The 15,216-nt window shown below is 72.0% G+C and carries 12 protein-coding genes; 7 read left to right on the top strand and 5 right to left on the bottom strand.

The genetic code is table 11. The annotated features are described in order from the left end of the window. The first annotated feature begins 54 nt into the window (after window positions 1–54). Both B0B15_RS06320 and B0B15_RS06315 read left to right on the top strand, forming a co-directional pair. A complete protein-coding gene (locus tag B0B15_RS06320) occupies window positions 55–1,644 on the top strand; it encodes an acyl-CoA carboxylase subunit beta (protein WP_371113237.1) in 1,590 nt (529 codons plus the stop codon). After that, a complete protein-coding gene (locus tag B0B15_RS06315) occupies window positions 1,641–1,874 on the top strand; it encodes an acyl-CoA carboxylase subunit epsilon (protein ID WP_076674210.1) in 234 nt (77 codons plus the stop codon). Before B0B15_RS06320 ends, B0B15_RS06315 begins: the two co-directional genes overlap by 4 nt. A 303-nt stretch (window positions 1,875–2,177) precedes the next feature. On the opposite strand, the gene B0B15_RS06310 is transcribed toward B0B15_RS06315, so the two are convergent. The 4 genes from B0B15_RS06310 to B0B15_RS06295 all read right to left on the bottom strand — a co-directional run bounded on the left by B0B15_RS06310 (window position 2,178) and on the right by B0B15_RS06295 (window position 6,482). Further along, window positions 2,178–3,215, bottom strand: coding sequence for an MFS transporter (locus B0B15_RS06310; protein WP_083708949.1), 1,038 nt, complete (start codon window positions 3,213–3,215; stop codon window positions 2,178–2,180). Continuing rightward, window positions 3,212–4,480 (bottom strand): sensor histidine kinase, encoded by a 1,269-nt coding sequence (locus B0B15_RS06305; protein ID WP_143016338.1) that lies wholly within the window; start codon window positions 4,478–4,480, stop codon window positions 3,212–3,214. The genes B0B15_RS06310 and B0B15_RS06305 overlap by 4 nt, the downstream gene beginning before the upstream one ends. Next, on the bottom strand, window positions 4,461–5,126 hold the full coding sequence (locus tag B0B15_RS06300; protein WP_076674207.1) for a response regulator transcription factor: 666 nt from the start codon (window positions 5,124–5,126) through the stop codon (window positions 4,461–4,463). The genes B0B15_RS06305 and B0B15_RS06300 overlap by 20 nt, the downstream gene beginning before the upstream one ends. A 93-nt stretch (window positions 5,127–5,219) precedes the next feature. Further along, entirely contained in the window at window positions 5,220–6,482 is a 1,263-nt protein-coding gene (locus B0B15_RS06295; protein ID WP_076674204.1) for a class I SAM-dependent RNA methyltransferase, read from the bottom strand. 246 nt (window positions 6,483–6,728) lie between these two features. Between B0B15_RS06295 and B0B15_RS06290 the strand changes: the two genes are divergently transcribed. Next, the gene (locus B0B15_RS06290) at window positions 6,729–7,376 is read left to right on the top strand and encodes a Maf family protein (RefSeq protein WP_076674201.1); all 648 of its coding nucleotides are present in this window, start codon (window positions 6,729–6,731) and stop codon (window positions 7,374–7,376) included. 77 nt (window positions 7,377–7,453) lie between these two features. Further along, window positions 7,454–9,220 carry an ATP-binding protein gene (locus tag B0B15_RS06285; RefSeq protein ID WP_076674199.1) on the top strand — a complete coding sequence of 589 codons (1,767 nt, stop codon included), beginning with the start codon at window positions 7,454–7,456 and terminating at the stop codon, window positions 9,218–9,220. Window positions 9,221–9,759: 539 nt separating this feature from the next. On the opposite strand, the gene B0B15_RS06280 is transcribed toward B0B15_RS06285, so the two are convergent. Next, complete coding sequence (locus B0B15_RS06280; RefSeq protein ID WP_076674196.1) at window positions 9,760–11,220, bottom strand: NAD(P)H-quinone dehydrogenase; 1,461 nt, start codon at window positions 11,218–11,220, stop codon at window positions 9,760–9,762. 108 nt (window positions 11,221–11,328) lie between these two features. Here B0B15_RS06280 and B0B15_RS06275 point away from each other — a divergent pair, with 108 nt between their 5' ends. The 3 genes from B0B15_RS06275 to B0B15_RS06265 all read left to right on the top strand — a co-directional run bounded on the left by B0B15_RS06275 (window position 11,329) and on the right by B0B15_RS06265 (window position 15,040). Continuing rightward, window positions 11,329–12,162, top strand: a complete 834-nt coding sequence (locus B0B15_RS06275; RefSeq protein WP_076674193.1) for a purine-nucleoside phosphorylase — start codon at window positions 11,329–11,331, stop codon at window positions 12,160–12,162. Further along, entirely contained in the window at window positions 12,159–13,859 is a 1,701-nt protein-coding gene (locus B0B15_RS06270) for a phospho-sugar mutase (RefSeq protein WP_076674190.1), read from the top strand. The genes B0B15_RS06275 and B0B15_RS06270 overlap by 4 nt, the downstream gene beginning before the upstream one ends. Before the next feature lie 227 nt (window positions 13,860–14,086). Further along, window positions 14,087–15,040 (top strand): type IV toxin-antitoxin system AbiEi family antitoxin domain-containing protein, encoded by a 954-nt coding sequence (locus B0B15_RS06265; protein WP_076674187.1) that lies wholly within the window; start codon window positions 14,087–14,089, stop codon window positions 15,038–15,040. The last annotated feature ends 176 nt before the right edge of the window (window positions 15,041–15,216 follow it).

Genomic DNA, 15,216 nt, shown 5'->3' with positions numbered 1-15,216 from the left:
CGCTTGTGCGCACCCTCCAACGCCGGTGCCGGTGCGGTCGCTAGGGTGGAAAGCGTGACCGACCAGCCCGATCTCTTCACCACCGCCGGCAAGATCGCGGACCTGCGCAGCAGGTTCCAGGAGGCGGTCGTCGATGCCGAAGCCGCCGCGCGCCAGAAGCAGCACGCGAAGGGCAAGCTCACCGCCCGCGAGCGCCTGGAGATGCTGGTCGACCCGGGCTCCTTCGTCGAGCTCGACGAGTACGTGCGCCACCGCACCACCGCGTTCGGCATGGACAAGTCCCGCCCCTACGGCGACTCCGTCGTCACCGGCACCGGCACCATCCACGGCCGCAACGTGGCCGTCTACGCCCAGGACTTCTCCACCTTCGGCGGGTCGCTCGGCGAGGTGGCCGGCGACAAGATCATCAAGGTCATGGAGCTCGCGCTGCGCAGCGGCATCCCGATCATCGGCATCCTGGACTCCGGTGGAGCGCGCATCCAGGAGGGTGTCGTCGCCCTCGGCAAGTACGGCGAGATCTTCCGCCTGAACACCGCAGCCTCGGGCGTGATCCCCCAGATCTCCATCGTCATGGGACCCGCCGCGGGCGGCGCGGTGTACTCCCCCGCCCTCACCGACTTCGTCATCATGGTCGACAAGACCAGCCAGATGTTCGTCACCGGCCCCGACGTGATCAAGACCGTGACCGGCGAAGACGTCGGCATGGAGGAGCTCGGCGGCGCCCTGACCCACAACACCCGCTCGGGCGTGGCGCACTACCTCGCCGACGACGAGGACGACGCGATCGACTACGCGCGCGGGCTCATCGGGTATCTGCCCGACAACAACCTCGCCGAGATCCCCGTCTACGACACCCCCTTCGAGTTTGAGACGACCGACGCCGACCGCTCGCTCAACTCCGTCATCCCCGACTCCCCCAACCAGCCGTACGACATCCACACCGTCATCGACGGGATCGTGGATGCCGGGGACTTCCTCGAGGTGCAGCCGCTGTTCGCACCGAACATCGTCATCGGGTTCGGACGCATCGAGGGACGCACCGTCGGCATCATCGCCAACCAGCCGTCGCAGATGGCCGGCACGCTCAACATCGACGCGGGCGAGAAGGCCAGCCGCTTCGTTCGCTTCTGCGACGCGTTCTCGGTGCCGATCGTCACCCTCGTCGACGTGCCCGGTTACCTCCCCGGCACCGACCAGGAGTGGACCGGCGTCATCCGCCGCGGCGCCAAGTTGCTGTACGCCTACGCCGAGGCGACCGTGCCGTTGGTCACCGTCATCCTGCGCAAGGCCTACGGCGGCGCCTACATCGTCATGGGCTCCAAGCAGCTCGGCGCCGACATCAACCTCGCCTGGCCGACCGCCGAGATCGCCGTCATGGGCGGTCAGGGCGCGGTGAACATCCTCTACCGCGGCGAGATCAAGCGCGCCGAGGAGGCGGGCGAAGACGTCGCCGCCGTGCGCGCGCGCCTGGCGAACGAGTACACGTACAACGTGGCATCCCCGTTCCTGGCGGCTGAGCGCGGCGAGCTCGACGGCATCATCGAGCCGGCGCAGACGCGCGTATCGATCGCCAAGGCGCTGCGGGCTCTGCGCAACAAGCGCGCGAGCCTCCCCGCCAAGAAGCACGGGAACATCCCGCTGTGAGCGCCGCACCCGACTCCGACCTTCGGCCCGTCGTGGCCGAGGTCGTGCGCGGCACGCCCACCGAGGAGGAGTTGGCCGCGGCGATCGTCGTCGTCAGCGAGGCCTACGTGCGCGAGGTCGCCGAGGCGACGGCGCCCGACGACGCCCCGCGGTCCCGTTGGGAGCTGTCGGCGCGCGGCCTGCGGACGCCCCTGAACCGCGCCGCGGGCTGGAACGGCTTCACCGGCTGACCGTTCGGCCGGGAAGTGTCCCCCGAAATACCTACAGACGGCGGGACGCACCTCGCGAATACTGGAGGAGCTGGAACGCATCACGCGTTCGGTCGGACCGCTCCTTCGAGCCGGATCCGGCCGCACGAACGGTTTTCGGGTAACCGTTCGTCCGGGTGGGGGGCAGGCGACATCGCCGCCCCTCACCCCTCACTCCCCGGTAGCGTCGACGAATCCCCCCATCTGCGTCGGTCAGTCCGACGGGTGAGGGGTGGGGCCGCGGCCGCCCCGCGCACGCGCGGAGTCGAGCAGACGTGCGCGAGGTCAGCGCGGTCGGCGGATCTCCCGCCAGAGGTCGACCTCGTCGTCGTCGCCGCCCGCTCCGTCGCCGCGAGAGCGACCCACGATCGTCACCGCGATCTCGTGGTGGGGCGAGGTGCGGATGATCACGCGCTGAGAGACGGCCTCGCGGAGGACGGATGCCAGCTCGGTGCGGATGACGTCCAGGTCGGCGGCGCGAAGCCCCTCGAGGCCGCCCTCGTCGAAGAGGCTGACCGCCGTACCGCGACGACGAGCCGCCTCGATCTCCGCCCGGACGCCGTCGTCGAGGAGTCGGTTGCCGCGCAGTTCGTCGCGCAGACTGGCCTCGGCCCGACGGGCCGCCTCCTTGTCGGCGGCGCGAAGGTTGCCGCCGTTCTCGATGGTGCGCCCGAGGATCGGCCCCGCCGCTTGCAGCGCACGCTGCACGTGCAGTCGGCGCTCGCGCTGACGCCCGCTCTGGGACGCCTGCCACGCGGAGGCCGCCTGCTGCAGCTCCGCGAGCCGTTCGGCATCCCGCGCGGCGCGATCGAGCGCGATGGTCACGAGCTGCGCCGCGGTGACCCACACGAGCGAACCCACCAGACCCAGGCTGAGGGCCTGCAGGGGGCCCAGCCAGAACGAGGCGGACAGGGTCAGGAGAGCCATGCCCACCCAGGCCACGATCGTGCGGCGGCGCACCATCACGATGGTCATCAGCGCGCCGATCGCCCCGATCACCCACGTGACGAAGGGCTGCGAACGGCCTGCTTCGGTGACCGCGAGGAACGGCGCGTTGGGCACGATGACGGCCGCCAGCAGGGCGAGCGCGACACCCCATCCCGGCAGCTTGGCGGGCGAGCCCACGGGAGAGGAGGAATCCGTGCGCTCGCGGGCACCGATGGCGAAGATCCACAACCAGGTGACGGGGAGGTAAAAGACCAGGGCCGCCACGATCAGCCACCCCCGCTCCACCGTCTCGGGCGAGGTCCAGATGAGGCCGCGCGCCGCGAGGTAGGCGGTGAACGCCAGCCCGATGATCGAGAGCACGGAGCGAACGGTCACCAGCGGTCCCCGCTCTCCCACTCGAGCGTCACCGTCGTGCCGGCGGAGGTCGAGTCGATGTCGCTGCGCCCACCCACGGCCGCCAGGCGCGCGTTGATCGAACCCCGGATGCCCAGACGATCCGCCGGGATCGCGGCCACGTCGAACCCCGGGCCCGTGTCGCGCACGCGGACGGCGACGCCACCGGGGGCACTGTCCCCGGTGAGCTCGACGGTGAGGCCCTGGGCGTCGGCGTGCTGCACGGCGTTGGCCACGGCCTGCATCGCGGCGAGGACGAGCGCTCGCGCCACGCGGCCCGGGACGCGCGGCGTGCCCTCCTCGACCGTGCGGGTCACGACGAGATCGATGCCGAGCTCCCGAGCGGCGACCTCGATGTCGTCGGCGAGGCGCAGAGCGGGCACGGGCTCGTCGCTGCCCTCGAGGGAGTCCTTCTCGGCGTTGGCGAGACGCGTCAGCGCCTCGCGGGCCATGCTGACCGCCAGGGTGCGTTCGCGCGGACTGGACGCGCGTTCCGCGGCGAGGAGGGCTCCCAGCACGCTGTCGTGCATGAGGGCGGCGACGGCGACGCGTTCGTGCTCGGTGGCCGCCGTCGCCGCCGCCGACGCATAGCTGGAGACCGCGACCGCGCGGGCCTGGTCGACGTTGGCGGCGATGGAGCGGTACATCCACCCGAGGGTGAGCAGCACGCTGCCGAGGATGAGGGCGAACGTGACGTCGAGGGCGACCGGCAGCACGAAGTCGGGCTGCCCGCCCGCCTGCAGCAGGCGAACGACGCCGAACAGCAACGGTGTGGCGACAGTCCACACGATCTGCAGCACCAACGGGAACGCCACGATCGTGGAGACGGTGGCGACATTGATCAGGTAGAAGATCCACGGGTTCTCGGTGGGCGCGGGCGCCGGTCCACCGGCCGTCGCAACCGGCCACACCATCAGCGCCAGCACGAAGACGATGGCGAAGACGCCGGAGAACACCCGCGCGAAACGCCCCACGCTGCACGCGATCACCATGGCGAGAAGGGGGAGGAACACCGCCAGCACGAGCGGCGTGTGCCACCCCTCGGCCTCGTCGCCGGGCCCGAAGGCCGCGACGAACGCCTGCGCACCGAGCACGAGGGACCCGGGCCCCACGATGAGGGTGATGACCCGCTCGATGCGCGTCTGGGTGAACGTGCCCTGGTCGGCCTGGCTCTCGCGCGTATGCGGGATCCGCCCCCACGCTTCGCCGAGCACCGACCGCTCCGTCTCAGCCACGGCTGCTGTCATCTGGCGCATCCTGCAGGATGCCGTCTTCCATCGCGCGTCGCAGCAGATCGACCTTGGTGGGGGCCGGACGCCCGACCTCCACGTACTTCACCCTGACCCGGGTGATGTTCTCCTTCGCGGTGGAGTAGGCCACCCCGAGCCGCTCGGCGACCGCCTTGAGGGGAAGACCGGCCGCGTACAGCCGCAGCACCTCGCGCTCGCGCGCCGACAACTGGGCGTCGGCGAAGTCGCGGTCGCCCTCGACGGCGCTGGCCCATTCGACGTTGTCGAGCAGCTCGCCGCGCGCGACGGTGGTGATGGCGCCCAGCACCTCGTGCGTCGGCGACGACTTGCTGACGATGCCGGCGGCGCCGGCGGCGAGGGCCTCGCGCACAGCGCCGGCACGGTCGGCGACGCTGTGGATGATGACGCTCGAACCGTCGCGGACGACGCGATCGACGTTCTCGGACACCGTGGTGCCGTCGCCGAGGGTGAGGTCGAGGACCACGACGTCCGCCGGCGTCTCGGCCGCGGTCTGCCGCCACGACAGGTAGGCCGCGACGTTGGCGCCGGAGAAGACGACCTTCGTGGCTTCCGTGCGCGCGAGGGCGGCCTCCAGCCCGAGTCGGACCGACTCATGGTCATCGATGAGGGCGACGCGCGTCATTGTGTCATCGTATCGGCGCGGCAGCCCCCCGCGCCGGAGGACCTTCTCGGCACGGCGCGTCCCGTCGTCACCGCCCCGGGTCCGGGCTCGGGCTCAGCGCCGCAGGACGGCGACCGCCTCGACGTGGTGCGAGTTCGGGAACAGATCCACACCCCGGATGCCGCGGTCCGCGCGGTAGCCGAGCTCGGCGAAGCTCGCCAGATCGCGCGACAGGGCGACCGGGTCGCACGCGACGTAGACGACCGCCGTCGGTTCGAGGGCGGCGACTCCCTCGACGACGACGCGACCGGCCCCGGCGCGGGGCGGGTCGAGGAGGACGACACCGCGGGCCAGGCGCTCCCGCTCGCGGGCGGAGGCGTCCGCCGTGAGCTTCGCGACGAACCGGTCCACGCGCGCCGTCTCGGCGCGGGCCCCGATCCACTCCGCGAGGTTCTCGCCCGCGTGCTCGGTGGCGCGGGGGTCGCTCTCGACGCTCACCACGCGCGTGCCACTGCCGCCCATCTCCCCGAGGGTCGCCGCGAACAGCCCCACGCCCCCGTACAGGTCGAGATGAGCGGCCTCGGGGTCGAGTCCGCCGAGGGATGCCGTCAACTCCGTCGCGACGAGTGCGGTCAAGGTGCGCGCCGCCAGACGGTGCACCTGCCAGAACCCGCCGGCGTCGACGCGGAACACGCGGTCGCCGACGCGCTCCTCGATCACCTCGGGGGCTGCGGCCGAACGCTCCCCGTCGGGGCGGGGCAGGACGCGGACGCGACCGTCGGCGGGTTGGACCAGATCGATGCGCCCGGGGCGGGCACGACCGGCTCGCACCTCGGCCGCCGCGCGCGCGACGGCGTCGGTGGCCAGGGGCAGATCAGGGGTCTCGACGACGTGGTGCGAACGCGCGGCGAAAGCGCCGACGCGGCCGGCGTCATCGACGTGCAGGCTCACGCGGGTGCGCCATCCCGTGCCGTCGGGTGATTCCGTCTGCGACGCGTCTCCGGCGGCCGCGACGTCGACCGGCAGGTCGAGCCGACCGACGCGCTCGACCGCTTCGCGGATCACCCGCTCCTTCAGCGCGCGCTGGTGCGCGAGGGCGATGTGGCCGAACTCCGCGCCGCCGACGCGCTGGGCCGGATCGACCTCGATGGACGCAGCGCTCCACACGTGCGGCCGCCGCTCGGGCGCGGGGTCGAGCACGTCGATCGCCTCGGCCCGCCAGAACGCCTTCTTGCGGGTGTCGGTGAGCCGGGCGCGGATACGCTCACCCGGCAGAGTGTCGGGGACGAAGACGACGCGCCCCTCGTGCCGCCCGACGAAGACACCGCCGTGGGCGATGCCGGTGATGTCGAGTTCGATGAGGTCGCCGTCGTGCATCCTCCGAGCCTGTCATACGCGGCCGGGAAGCAACCGGGGGCTTCACTGCCGGGCCCGGGGCTTCTCGGCCGGGCCCGGTGGCTTCGACGGGCTCAGCCGCCTCCCGACCCGAGGACCCCGAGCCCGTCGAGGGGTCCGGGACCCACGCAGCGCCCAGTGACTTCGACCGGCTCAGCCACCTGAGGTCTCCGAGTCCGTCGAGGGGTCGGGGCGGTCGGGGCCGCCTCGCGTCGGTAGCGTGGACGCATGCGCGTGTGCTTGGCATCCACTTCCCCCGCCCGACTGATGCTGATGCGCCAGGCGGGGATCGAACCCGAAGCGCGCGCGCCCCGGGTCGACGAAGAAGCGGTGATGGCCGAGGTCGAGGCCGCCGAGGGGCGACGCCTGCCCGCTCCCGAGCACGTGCTCCTGCTCGCGCGCCGCAAGGCGGCGGACGTGGCCCGTCGTCTGCGCGCGGAAGAGCCCGACTTCGACGGATTCGTGATCGGGGGCGACTCGATGTTCGCCCTCGGCGACGAAATCCTCGGCAAGCCGTACACCGCCGAGGCCGCCACGGCGCGCTGGCGCGGGATGCGCGGTCGCACGGGCGTGCTGCACTCGGGGCACAGCGTGTTCCGCCTCTCCCCCGGTTCCGAGGCGCGGGAGGCGTTCGCCGTGGCCGAGGCGTCGGTGACCTTCGCGGCGGACGTCGACGACGACGAGATCGCAGCCTACGTCGCCAGCGGGGAACCGTTGCTGGTGGCGGGCGCCTTCACGGTCGACAGCCTCGGCGGCGCGTTCATCGAGAAGGTCGAGGGCGACCCGTCCACGGTCGTGGGGATGTCGCTGTCGACCGTTCGCCGCCTCGTTCGCGAGCTCGGCGGATCCTGGACGTCGCTCTGGAACCGTTCGTAGACACCCGCACACGTTTCTCGGCGTTTCTTGTCGAGGAGTGTCAAAAGGCGCGCCGTCGCCCTCGCTAGGCTGGACGAATGCCGAAGATCGCCAAGGTCCTTGTCGCCAACCGCGGCGAGATCGCCGTCCGTGTCATCCGCGCCGCCCGCGACTCGGGCAAGGCCTCCGTCGCCGTCTACGCCGATCAGGACCGTGACGCCCTCCACACCCGCCTCGCCGATGAGGCGTACGCGCTCGACGGCGCCACCAGCGCCGACACCTACCTGTCGATCGAGAAGATCCTCTCGGTCGCCCGCCGCTCCGGCGCCGACGCGGTTCATCCCGGATACGGCTTCCTCGCCGAGAACGCCGACTTCGCCCGCGCCGTCATCGGTGCGGGACTCATCTGGATCGGCCCCTCGCCCGACGCGATCGAGGCGCTCGGCGACAAGGTCACCGCGCGCCACGTCGCCGAGAAGGTCGGCGCCCCGCTCGCGCCCGGAACTCCCGGCCCCGTCTCCGGAGCCGACGAGGTCATCGCCTTCGCCGAGCAGGTGGGCCTGCCCATCGCCATCAAGGCCGCCTATGGCGGCGGTGGACGCGGCCTGAAAGTCGCGCGCGAACTCGACGAGGTCGCCGAGATGTTCGAGTCGGCCACCCGCGAGGCCGTCGCCGCCTTCGGCCGCGGCGAGTGCTTCGTCGAGAAGTACCTCGACAAGCCGCGCCACGTCGAGACCCAGTGCCTCGCCGACGCGGCCGGCAACGTCGTCGTCGTCTCCACGCGCGACTGCTCGCTGCAGCGCCGCCACCAGAAGCTGGTGGAGGAGGCCCCGGCCCCCTTCCTCAGCGACGAGCAGAATGCGATCCTCTACTCGGCATCCAAGGCCATCCTCAAGGAGGTCGGCTACGTCGGCGCGGGAACCTGCGAGTTCCTCATCGGCGCCGACGGCACCATCTCGTTCCTCGAGGTCAACACGCGCCTCCAGGTCGAGCACCCCGTGTCGGAGGAGGTCACGGGCATCGACCTCGTGCGCGAGCAGTTCCGCGTCGCCGAGGGCGAGGAGCTGGGCTACGACGACCCCGCCCCCGTCGGCCACTCGATCGAGTTCCGCATCAACGGTGAGGACCCCGGCCGGGGCTTCCTCCCCCAGCCCGGCCCGATCCACGTGTTCAAGACGTTCGGGGGCCCCGGCATCCGTCTCGACTCCGGCGTCACCGCCGGCGACAGCGTCTCGGGGGCGTTCGACTCACTGCTGGCGAAGATCATCGTCACCGGCCGCGACCGCGCCGAGGCGCTCGAGCGCGCCCGCCGCGCCCTCGACGAGTTCGAGGTGGCCGGGATGCCGACCGTGCTCCCCTTCCACCGCAAGGTCGTGCGCGACCCCGCCTTCACGGCCCAGGACGGCGCCTTCGGCGTCTTCACCCGCTGGATCGAGACGGAGTTCGTCAACGACATCCCCGCGTGGGACGGCGAGCTCGACGCCCCCGCCGCCGAGACCGGTCGCCACACCGTCGTCGTCGAGGTCGGCGGCAAGCGGCTCGAAGTGAGCCTGCCCGACCGCATCACCGCCGCGGCCCCGCAGGCCGGCCGTCCGGCCGCCGCTCCCCCGTCCCGTCGCTCGCACGCGGCCTCTCCCGCCGCGGGCGCCACGGGCGACGCGGTGAAGTCGCCGATGCAGGCCACGATCGTCAAGGTCGCGGTCGAGGAGGGCCAGCAGGTCGTCAAGGGCGACCTCGTGGTCGTGCTCGAGGCGATGAAGATGGAGCAGCCCATCCAGGCGCACAAGGACGGCACGGTCGCCTCCATCGATGCGAACCCCGGCACCACCGTCTCGGCCGGGCACCAGCTGCTGCTGATCAGCTGACTGCTCGCTTCGTCACGACGCCGCACTCCTCCGGGGGTGCGGCGCCGTCGTTCGTGCGGGCCGCGCCCGCTCGGCGGGCTACGACGGGCTACGGCGTAGCGGGGGCGGCGGAGCGGCGGGCGGCGGAGGGGCGGAGGGGCGAAGCGGTGATAAACGGCATCCGTGCCGAGACACGCTACGACGCCGCGTTCCTCAGCAGAAACAGCGTTTATCGCGACGGCGGGGCGCGGTCCGGCGGGGCGGAAAGCGGTCCGGCGGGGCGCGGTCCGGCGGGGCGGGACGCGGTCCGGCGGGGCGGGACGCGGTCCGGCGGGGCGGGGCGCGGTCCGGCGCGGCGGGGTCCGCCGCGGCCGAGCGGCGATAAACGGCATCCGTGCCGAGACACGCTACGACGCCGCATTCCTCAGCAGATACAGCGTTTATCGCGTGGGCGGGGCCGCGTCGCCGTCCGGGCCTCGCCACGCGCGTACCCGGAGCCGCCGGGCCGTCGGACGGATGCCGCGAGGGGGCGGCATCCGGAATCGCGGCATCCGGAACGCTCAGTCCTCGCCGGGGTCGTCGCGGTCGACGATGTGCATCGCGCGCGCGGCGTCGGTGATGCTCGACGTCAGCGACGGGTACACCGCGAAGACGCGGGCGACCTGGTCGACCGTGAGACGGCGCTCGACGGCGATCGCGATGGGGTAGATCAGCTCCGAGGCCTTCGGGCCGACGATGACGCCGCCCATGACCGTGCCGCTGCCCTCGCGGGCGATGAGCTTGACGAAGCCGTCGGTGATGCCCTGCATCTTGGCGCGGGGGTTCGCCGAGAGCGGGAGCTTGCGCACCTTGCCAGCGATGCGACCGTCGATGACGTCCTGCTCGCTGAAGCCGATCGTCGCGATCTCCGGGGCGGTGAAGATGTTGGCCGTGATACGGCGGGTCTCGAGCGGGATGACGATGTCGCCGAGCGCGTGGAAGATGGCTTGTCGCCCCTGCATCGAAGCCACCGACGCGAGGGGATAGAAGTTCGTGCAGTCGCCGGCGGCGTAGATGTTCGGCACGGACGTGCGCGCCACGCGGTTCACGCGGATGTGCCCGGATGCCGTCATCTGCACCCCCGCCTGCTCGAGGCCGAGTCCCGCGGTGTTCGGGATCGAGCCCACGGCCATGAGGCAGTGGCTGCCCTCGATCGTGCGCCCGTCCGACAGGGTCACCGTGACGCCGTCGCCGGTGTTGACGACCGAATCGGCACGCGCCTTCGCCAACAGCGTCATGCCACCGCGCTGGAAGACGCGCTCGAGGACGGCCGCGGCATCCTGGTCTTCCCCGGGCAGCACCTGATCGCGGCTCGAGACGAGCGTGACCTTGGCGCCGAGGTTCATGTAGGCGGAGGCGAACTCCGCGCCGGTGACGCCCGAGCCGACCACGATGAGGTGCGCGGGCACGGACTTCATGTTGTAGAGCTGCGTCCAGGTGAGGATGCGCTGCCCGTCGGGCTTGGCCGAGGGCAGCTCGCGGGGCGACGCGCCCACCGAGACGACGAGGGTCTCGGCTTCGACGCGGTCGAAGTCGGTGCCGCCGGCCTCGGTCGACACCACCACGGCGCCGTTGCCGTCGAGACGACCGTGCCCGGAGATGATGCGGACGCCCGCCTCCAGCAGCGACGCGCGCATGTCGTCGGACTGCTGCCGCGCGAGGGAGAGCAGACGCTGGTTGACCGCGGCGAGGTTGATGGCGACCTCGGGAGTCAGCGGCTTGCCGCGGTCGTCCTTCGCGAACAGCTGCACGCCCAGGTCGCTGGCGTTGCGGATGGCGACGGCCGCGTCGGCCGTGGCGATGAGGGTCTTCGAGGGGACCACGTCGGTGATGACGGCCGAGCCGCCGACGCCAGCGCGCTCGACGAGGGTGACGTCGGCGCCCAACTGCGCCGCGGAGAGGGCCGCCTCGTACCCGCCGGGGCCGCCGCCGACGATCGCGACGGACTGCTTGCGCTCGAAGCTCTGCACCATGGCATCCATTCTGTCAGCGCTGGGCGGATGCCGATGCGACACCCGGCTCCCCACGACACGCTGGACGTCGGGAGGCGCCATCTGGCCCGCGGGCGCCGCAGTTTCTAGAGTGGGGGGATGTCCAACAGCACATCTCACCCGCTCGACGACCCGGCCGTCGACCCGTTCGAGGTCGCCGCGGCCGCAGCGGCCGACATCGCCCGACTCTCCGGGGTCGAGCACCACGACATCGCTGTGACCCTCGGGTCGGGCTGGGGCCGCGCCGCCGGACTCATCGGCGAGGAGACGGCGTCGTTCCCCGCGACCGAGGTCACCGGCTTCAGCAAGCCCGCTCTCGAAGGGCACGTCGGCACCCTCCGCAGCGTCCGCACGCCCGGCGGCAAGAACGTCCTCGTGATCGGTGCGCGCACGCACTACTACGAGGGCCACGGCGTGCGTCGTGTCGTGCACAGCGTGCGCACCGCTGCCGCGACGGGTGCGACCACGATGATCCTGACCAACGGCGCCGGCGGCATCCGCGAGACGTGGAAGCCCGGCCAGCCGGTGCTCATCAGCGACCACATCAACCTCACCGCCGACTCGCCGCTCGAGGGCGCGACCTTCATCGACCTCACCGACCTGTACTCGAAGCGCCTGCGCGAGGTGGCGCGCTCGATCGACCCCTCGCTCGACGAGGGCGTCTACACGCAGTTCCGCGGGCCCCACTACGAGACGCCCGCCGAGGTGCAGATGGCCAAGACCATCGGCGGTCACATCGTCGGCATGTCCACGGCGCTCGAGGCGATCGCCGCCCGCCAGGCCGGCATGGAGATCCTCGGCTTCTCGCTCATCACGAACCTGGCCGCCGGCATCCAGCAGACCCCGCTGAGCCATGAAGAGGTGCTCGAGGCCGGCCGGGAGGCCGAGCCCGTCATCTCCGCGCTGCTGGCGCGCGTGATCGGCGCACTGTGAACGCCCACCTCGACGCCGCGCGGGCCTGGATCGCGCAGGATCCGGATGCCGTGACCCGGGCTGAGCTGGAGGAGCTCGTTGCCCGCGTCGAATCGGGGGATGCCGAGGCCGCGGCGGACCTGGAGGATCGCTTCTCCACCCGCCTGGCGTTCGGCACGGCGGGTCTGCGCGGCACGCTCGGCGCCGGTCCCAACCGCATGAACCGGGTACTCGTCGCCCAGGCGGCAGCGGGCTTCGCGGCGTACCTGCGCGAGCGGTCGTCGGGCACTCCGACCGTGGTCGTCGGGTACGACGGGCGGCGCAACTCCGACGTCTTCGCGCGCGACTCCGTGGAGATCTTCGCCGGGGCGGGCCTGAACGCGATCCTGCTCCCCCGGCTGCTGCCCACCCCCGTGCTCGCCTTCGCCGTGCGCCACCTCGGCGCCGACGCGGGTGTGATGGTCACCGCCAGCCACAACCCGCCCGACGACAACGGGTACAAGGTCTACCTCGGCGGCACCGACGAGGGCGCGCAGATCGTCTCGCCCGCCGACGCGGAGATCGCCGCGCACATTCAGCGCATCGCCGACGAGGGAGACGTCACCGTGCTGCCCCGCTCGGTGGGCTACGCCAACGCCCCCGAGTCCGTCGTCGAGGCCTACGTCGCCGCCACGGCATCCGTCGCCCCCGCTCCCGCGGGCGCCGAGGGTCTGCGCTGGGTGTACACCGCCATGCACGGAGTCGGGTGGGAGACCGTCTCGCGGGTGCTCTCGGCCGCCGGATACCCGGAGCCGGTGCTCGTCGAGGCGCAGGTCCACCCCGACGGACGCTTCCCCACCGTGGCGTTCCCCAACCCCGAGGAACCGGGGGCGATGGACCTCGCCTTCGAGACCGCTCGGGCGGCCGACGCCGAGCTCGTGATCGCCAACGACCCGGATGCCGACCGCCTCGCCGTCGCGATCCCCGCCGCCGACGCCGAGGGCGAATGGCGCCGCCTCACCGGCAACGAGATCGGGCTGCTGCTCGGCTGGCGCGCGGCGCGGGACGCGGCGGCGGCGCGGGACGCTGTGGCCGGCCCCGGCGCGGACGCCGGGGACCCGGCATCCCTCGCCTGCTCGCTCGTGTCGTCGCCGGGGCTGCAGGCCGTCGCCGAGCACTACGGACTCGATTTCCACGCGACGCTCACCGGGTTCAAGTGGATCTCGCGCGCGCCCGGGATCGTCTTCGGCTTCGAGGAGGCGCTTGGCTACCTCGTGAACCCCGGAACCGTGCGCGACAAGGACGGCATCTCCGCCGCCGTGGCGCTGCTCGGCATGGCGTCCGCGGCCCGGGCCGAGGGCCGCACGGTCGCCGACCTGCTGCAGGAGTTCCGCGACACGTTCGGCGCGTTCGGGAGCGACCAGATCTCGACTCGGGTGAGCGATGTGAGCGAGATCGCCGGGATCATGGCATCCCTTCGCGCACAGCCCCCGACCGCGGTCGGGGAGGTCGCCGTGGCGAAGGTCGACGACCTGCTGCGCGGTGTCGACGGCCTGCCGCCGGGCGACGTGCTCCGACTGTGGCTCGACGACGGCTCCCGCCTCATCGTGCGCCCGAGCGGCACCGAGCCGAAGCTGAAGCTGTACCTCGACGTGCGCGGCTCGTCGGCCGAGGAAGCCGCGCGGCGCCTCTCCGCGCTGCGCGCCGGCGCCGAGGAGTTGCTGGCGTCGCTGCGCTGAGGCGGGATCGGCTGTGATGCGCTGAGACGGCGGCGGGTGATCCCGGTTTGGGGCGCGATCCGCAGTTCGGGGCGTGAATTTCTCGCCCCGGAGTGCGGAATGCGCCCCAAACCCCGGAATGGTCGCTTTGCGGACGACTCCTCCCCATCGGTGAATGATGCGTACGTCTCCACGGGGCGAACAGTCGAGCGGATGCCGGAGGCCGAACGTCACGCACACTCGAGTTCATGTCCGCGCGTCCTCCGCTCTTCTCCCGCGAGGAGCTGCGGTCGGCCGGGATCGGGCCTGGGCCGATGCGGCGGATGCTGGTGTCCGGCGACCTCGTTCGGCTCCGCCCCGGCGTCTACCTCCGCGTCGACCCCGAGCGGCCACCGACCCCGGAGGAGTGGATCGTCGCACGGGCGCGGGCTCTGGCCCGGACGAGTGCTGAGCCTCCGCTCTTCTCCCACCTCACCGCCGCCGCCCTGCACGGGCTCCCCGTACGGGGTCCGGCCTCACCGAAGGTCCACATCACCGTGCCCCCGGAACGGCCAGGCGCGCAGGCGCTCGTCATCAGACACCGCGGCGAGGTTCCGGAGGAACAGCAGCTGGAGCGCCTCGGCATCCGCTTCACCAGCCTCGAACGCACGATGGCCGATGTCGCGCGCACGGCGCCGTTCGACGTCGCGGTCTGCACGCTCGATGCCGCGTTCCGCCCGGTGACTGCCCCGAAGCCGGGGGTGCACGACCTCACCGCGGCAGAAGGACTCCGCGAAGAAGTGCTCGAGATCGCCGCTCGCTCGGCCCACGGGCGCGCGCGTGCCGCCCGTGCGCTCGGGTTCGCCGACGGCCGCGCCCAGCTGCCGGGCGAAAGCATCAGTCGCATCCGCCTCGTGGAGCTGGGCTTCGCCCGTCTCGACCTCCAGGTACAGGTCGCCGGGCCCTCCGGACAGAAGTACTTCGTGGACTTCGGCCTTGACGATGTGAAGGCATGGGGTGAGTTCGACGGCGAACAGAAGTACCGCGACGAGGCGATGCGGTCGGGTCTCACGCTCGAGGAGGTCCTGCTGCGCGAGAAGCAGCGGGAGGACTGGATCCGAGGGGTCACTCAGCGGCCCTTCGCCCGATGGAAGTGGGCGCACCTGCGCTCGGCTGATGCGCTCGCCCAGCGACTCGCGAGCTTCGGCATCCGCCCGCGTTGAGCCCGGATCGCCCGACGTACCGGGTTTGGGGCGCATTTCGGCGTTCGGGGCGTAAATTCCCCGCCCCGAGATGCAGGATCCGCCCCGAAACGGATGCGTCCAGCGCCCATCCCTCTCCCGCGCCGACGCATCGCGCGGCGCCCTCTCGCCGGGTTTGGGGCGCATTTCGCCGTTCG

Origin of the sequence: Microbacterium sp. RU1D (assembly GCF_900156435.1) — a bacterium.
GTDB lineage: Bacteria > Actinomycetota > Actinomycetes > Actinomycetales > Microbacteriaceae > Microbacterium.
This window is presented reverse-complemented; position numbering and strand designations above follow the sequence as displayed.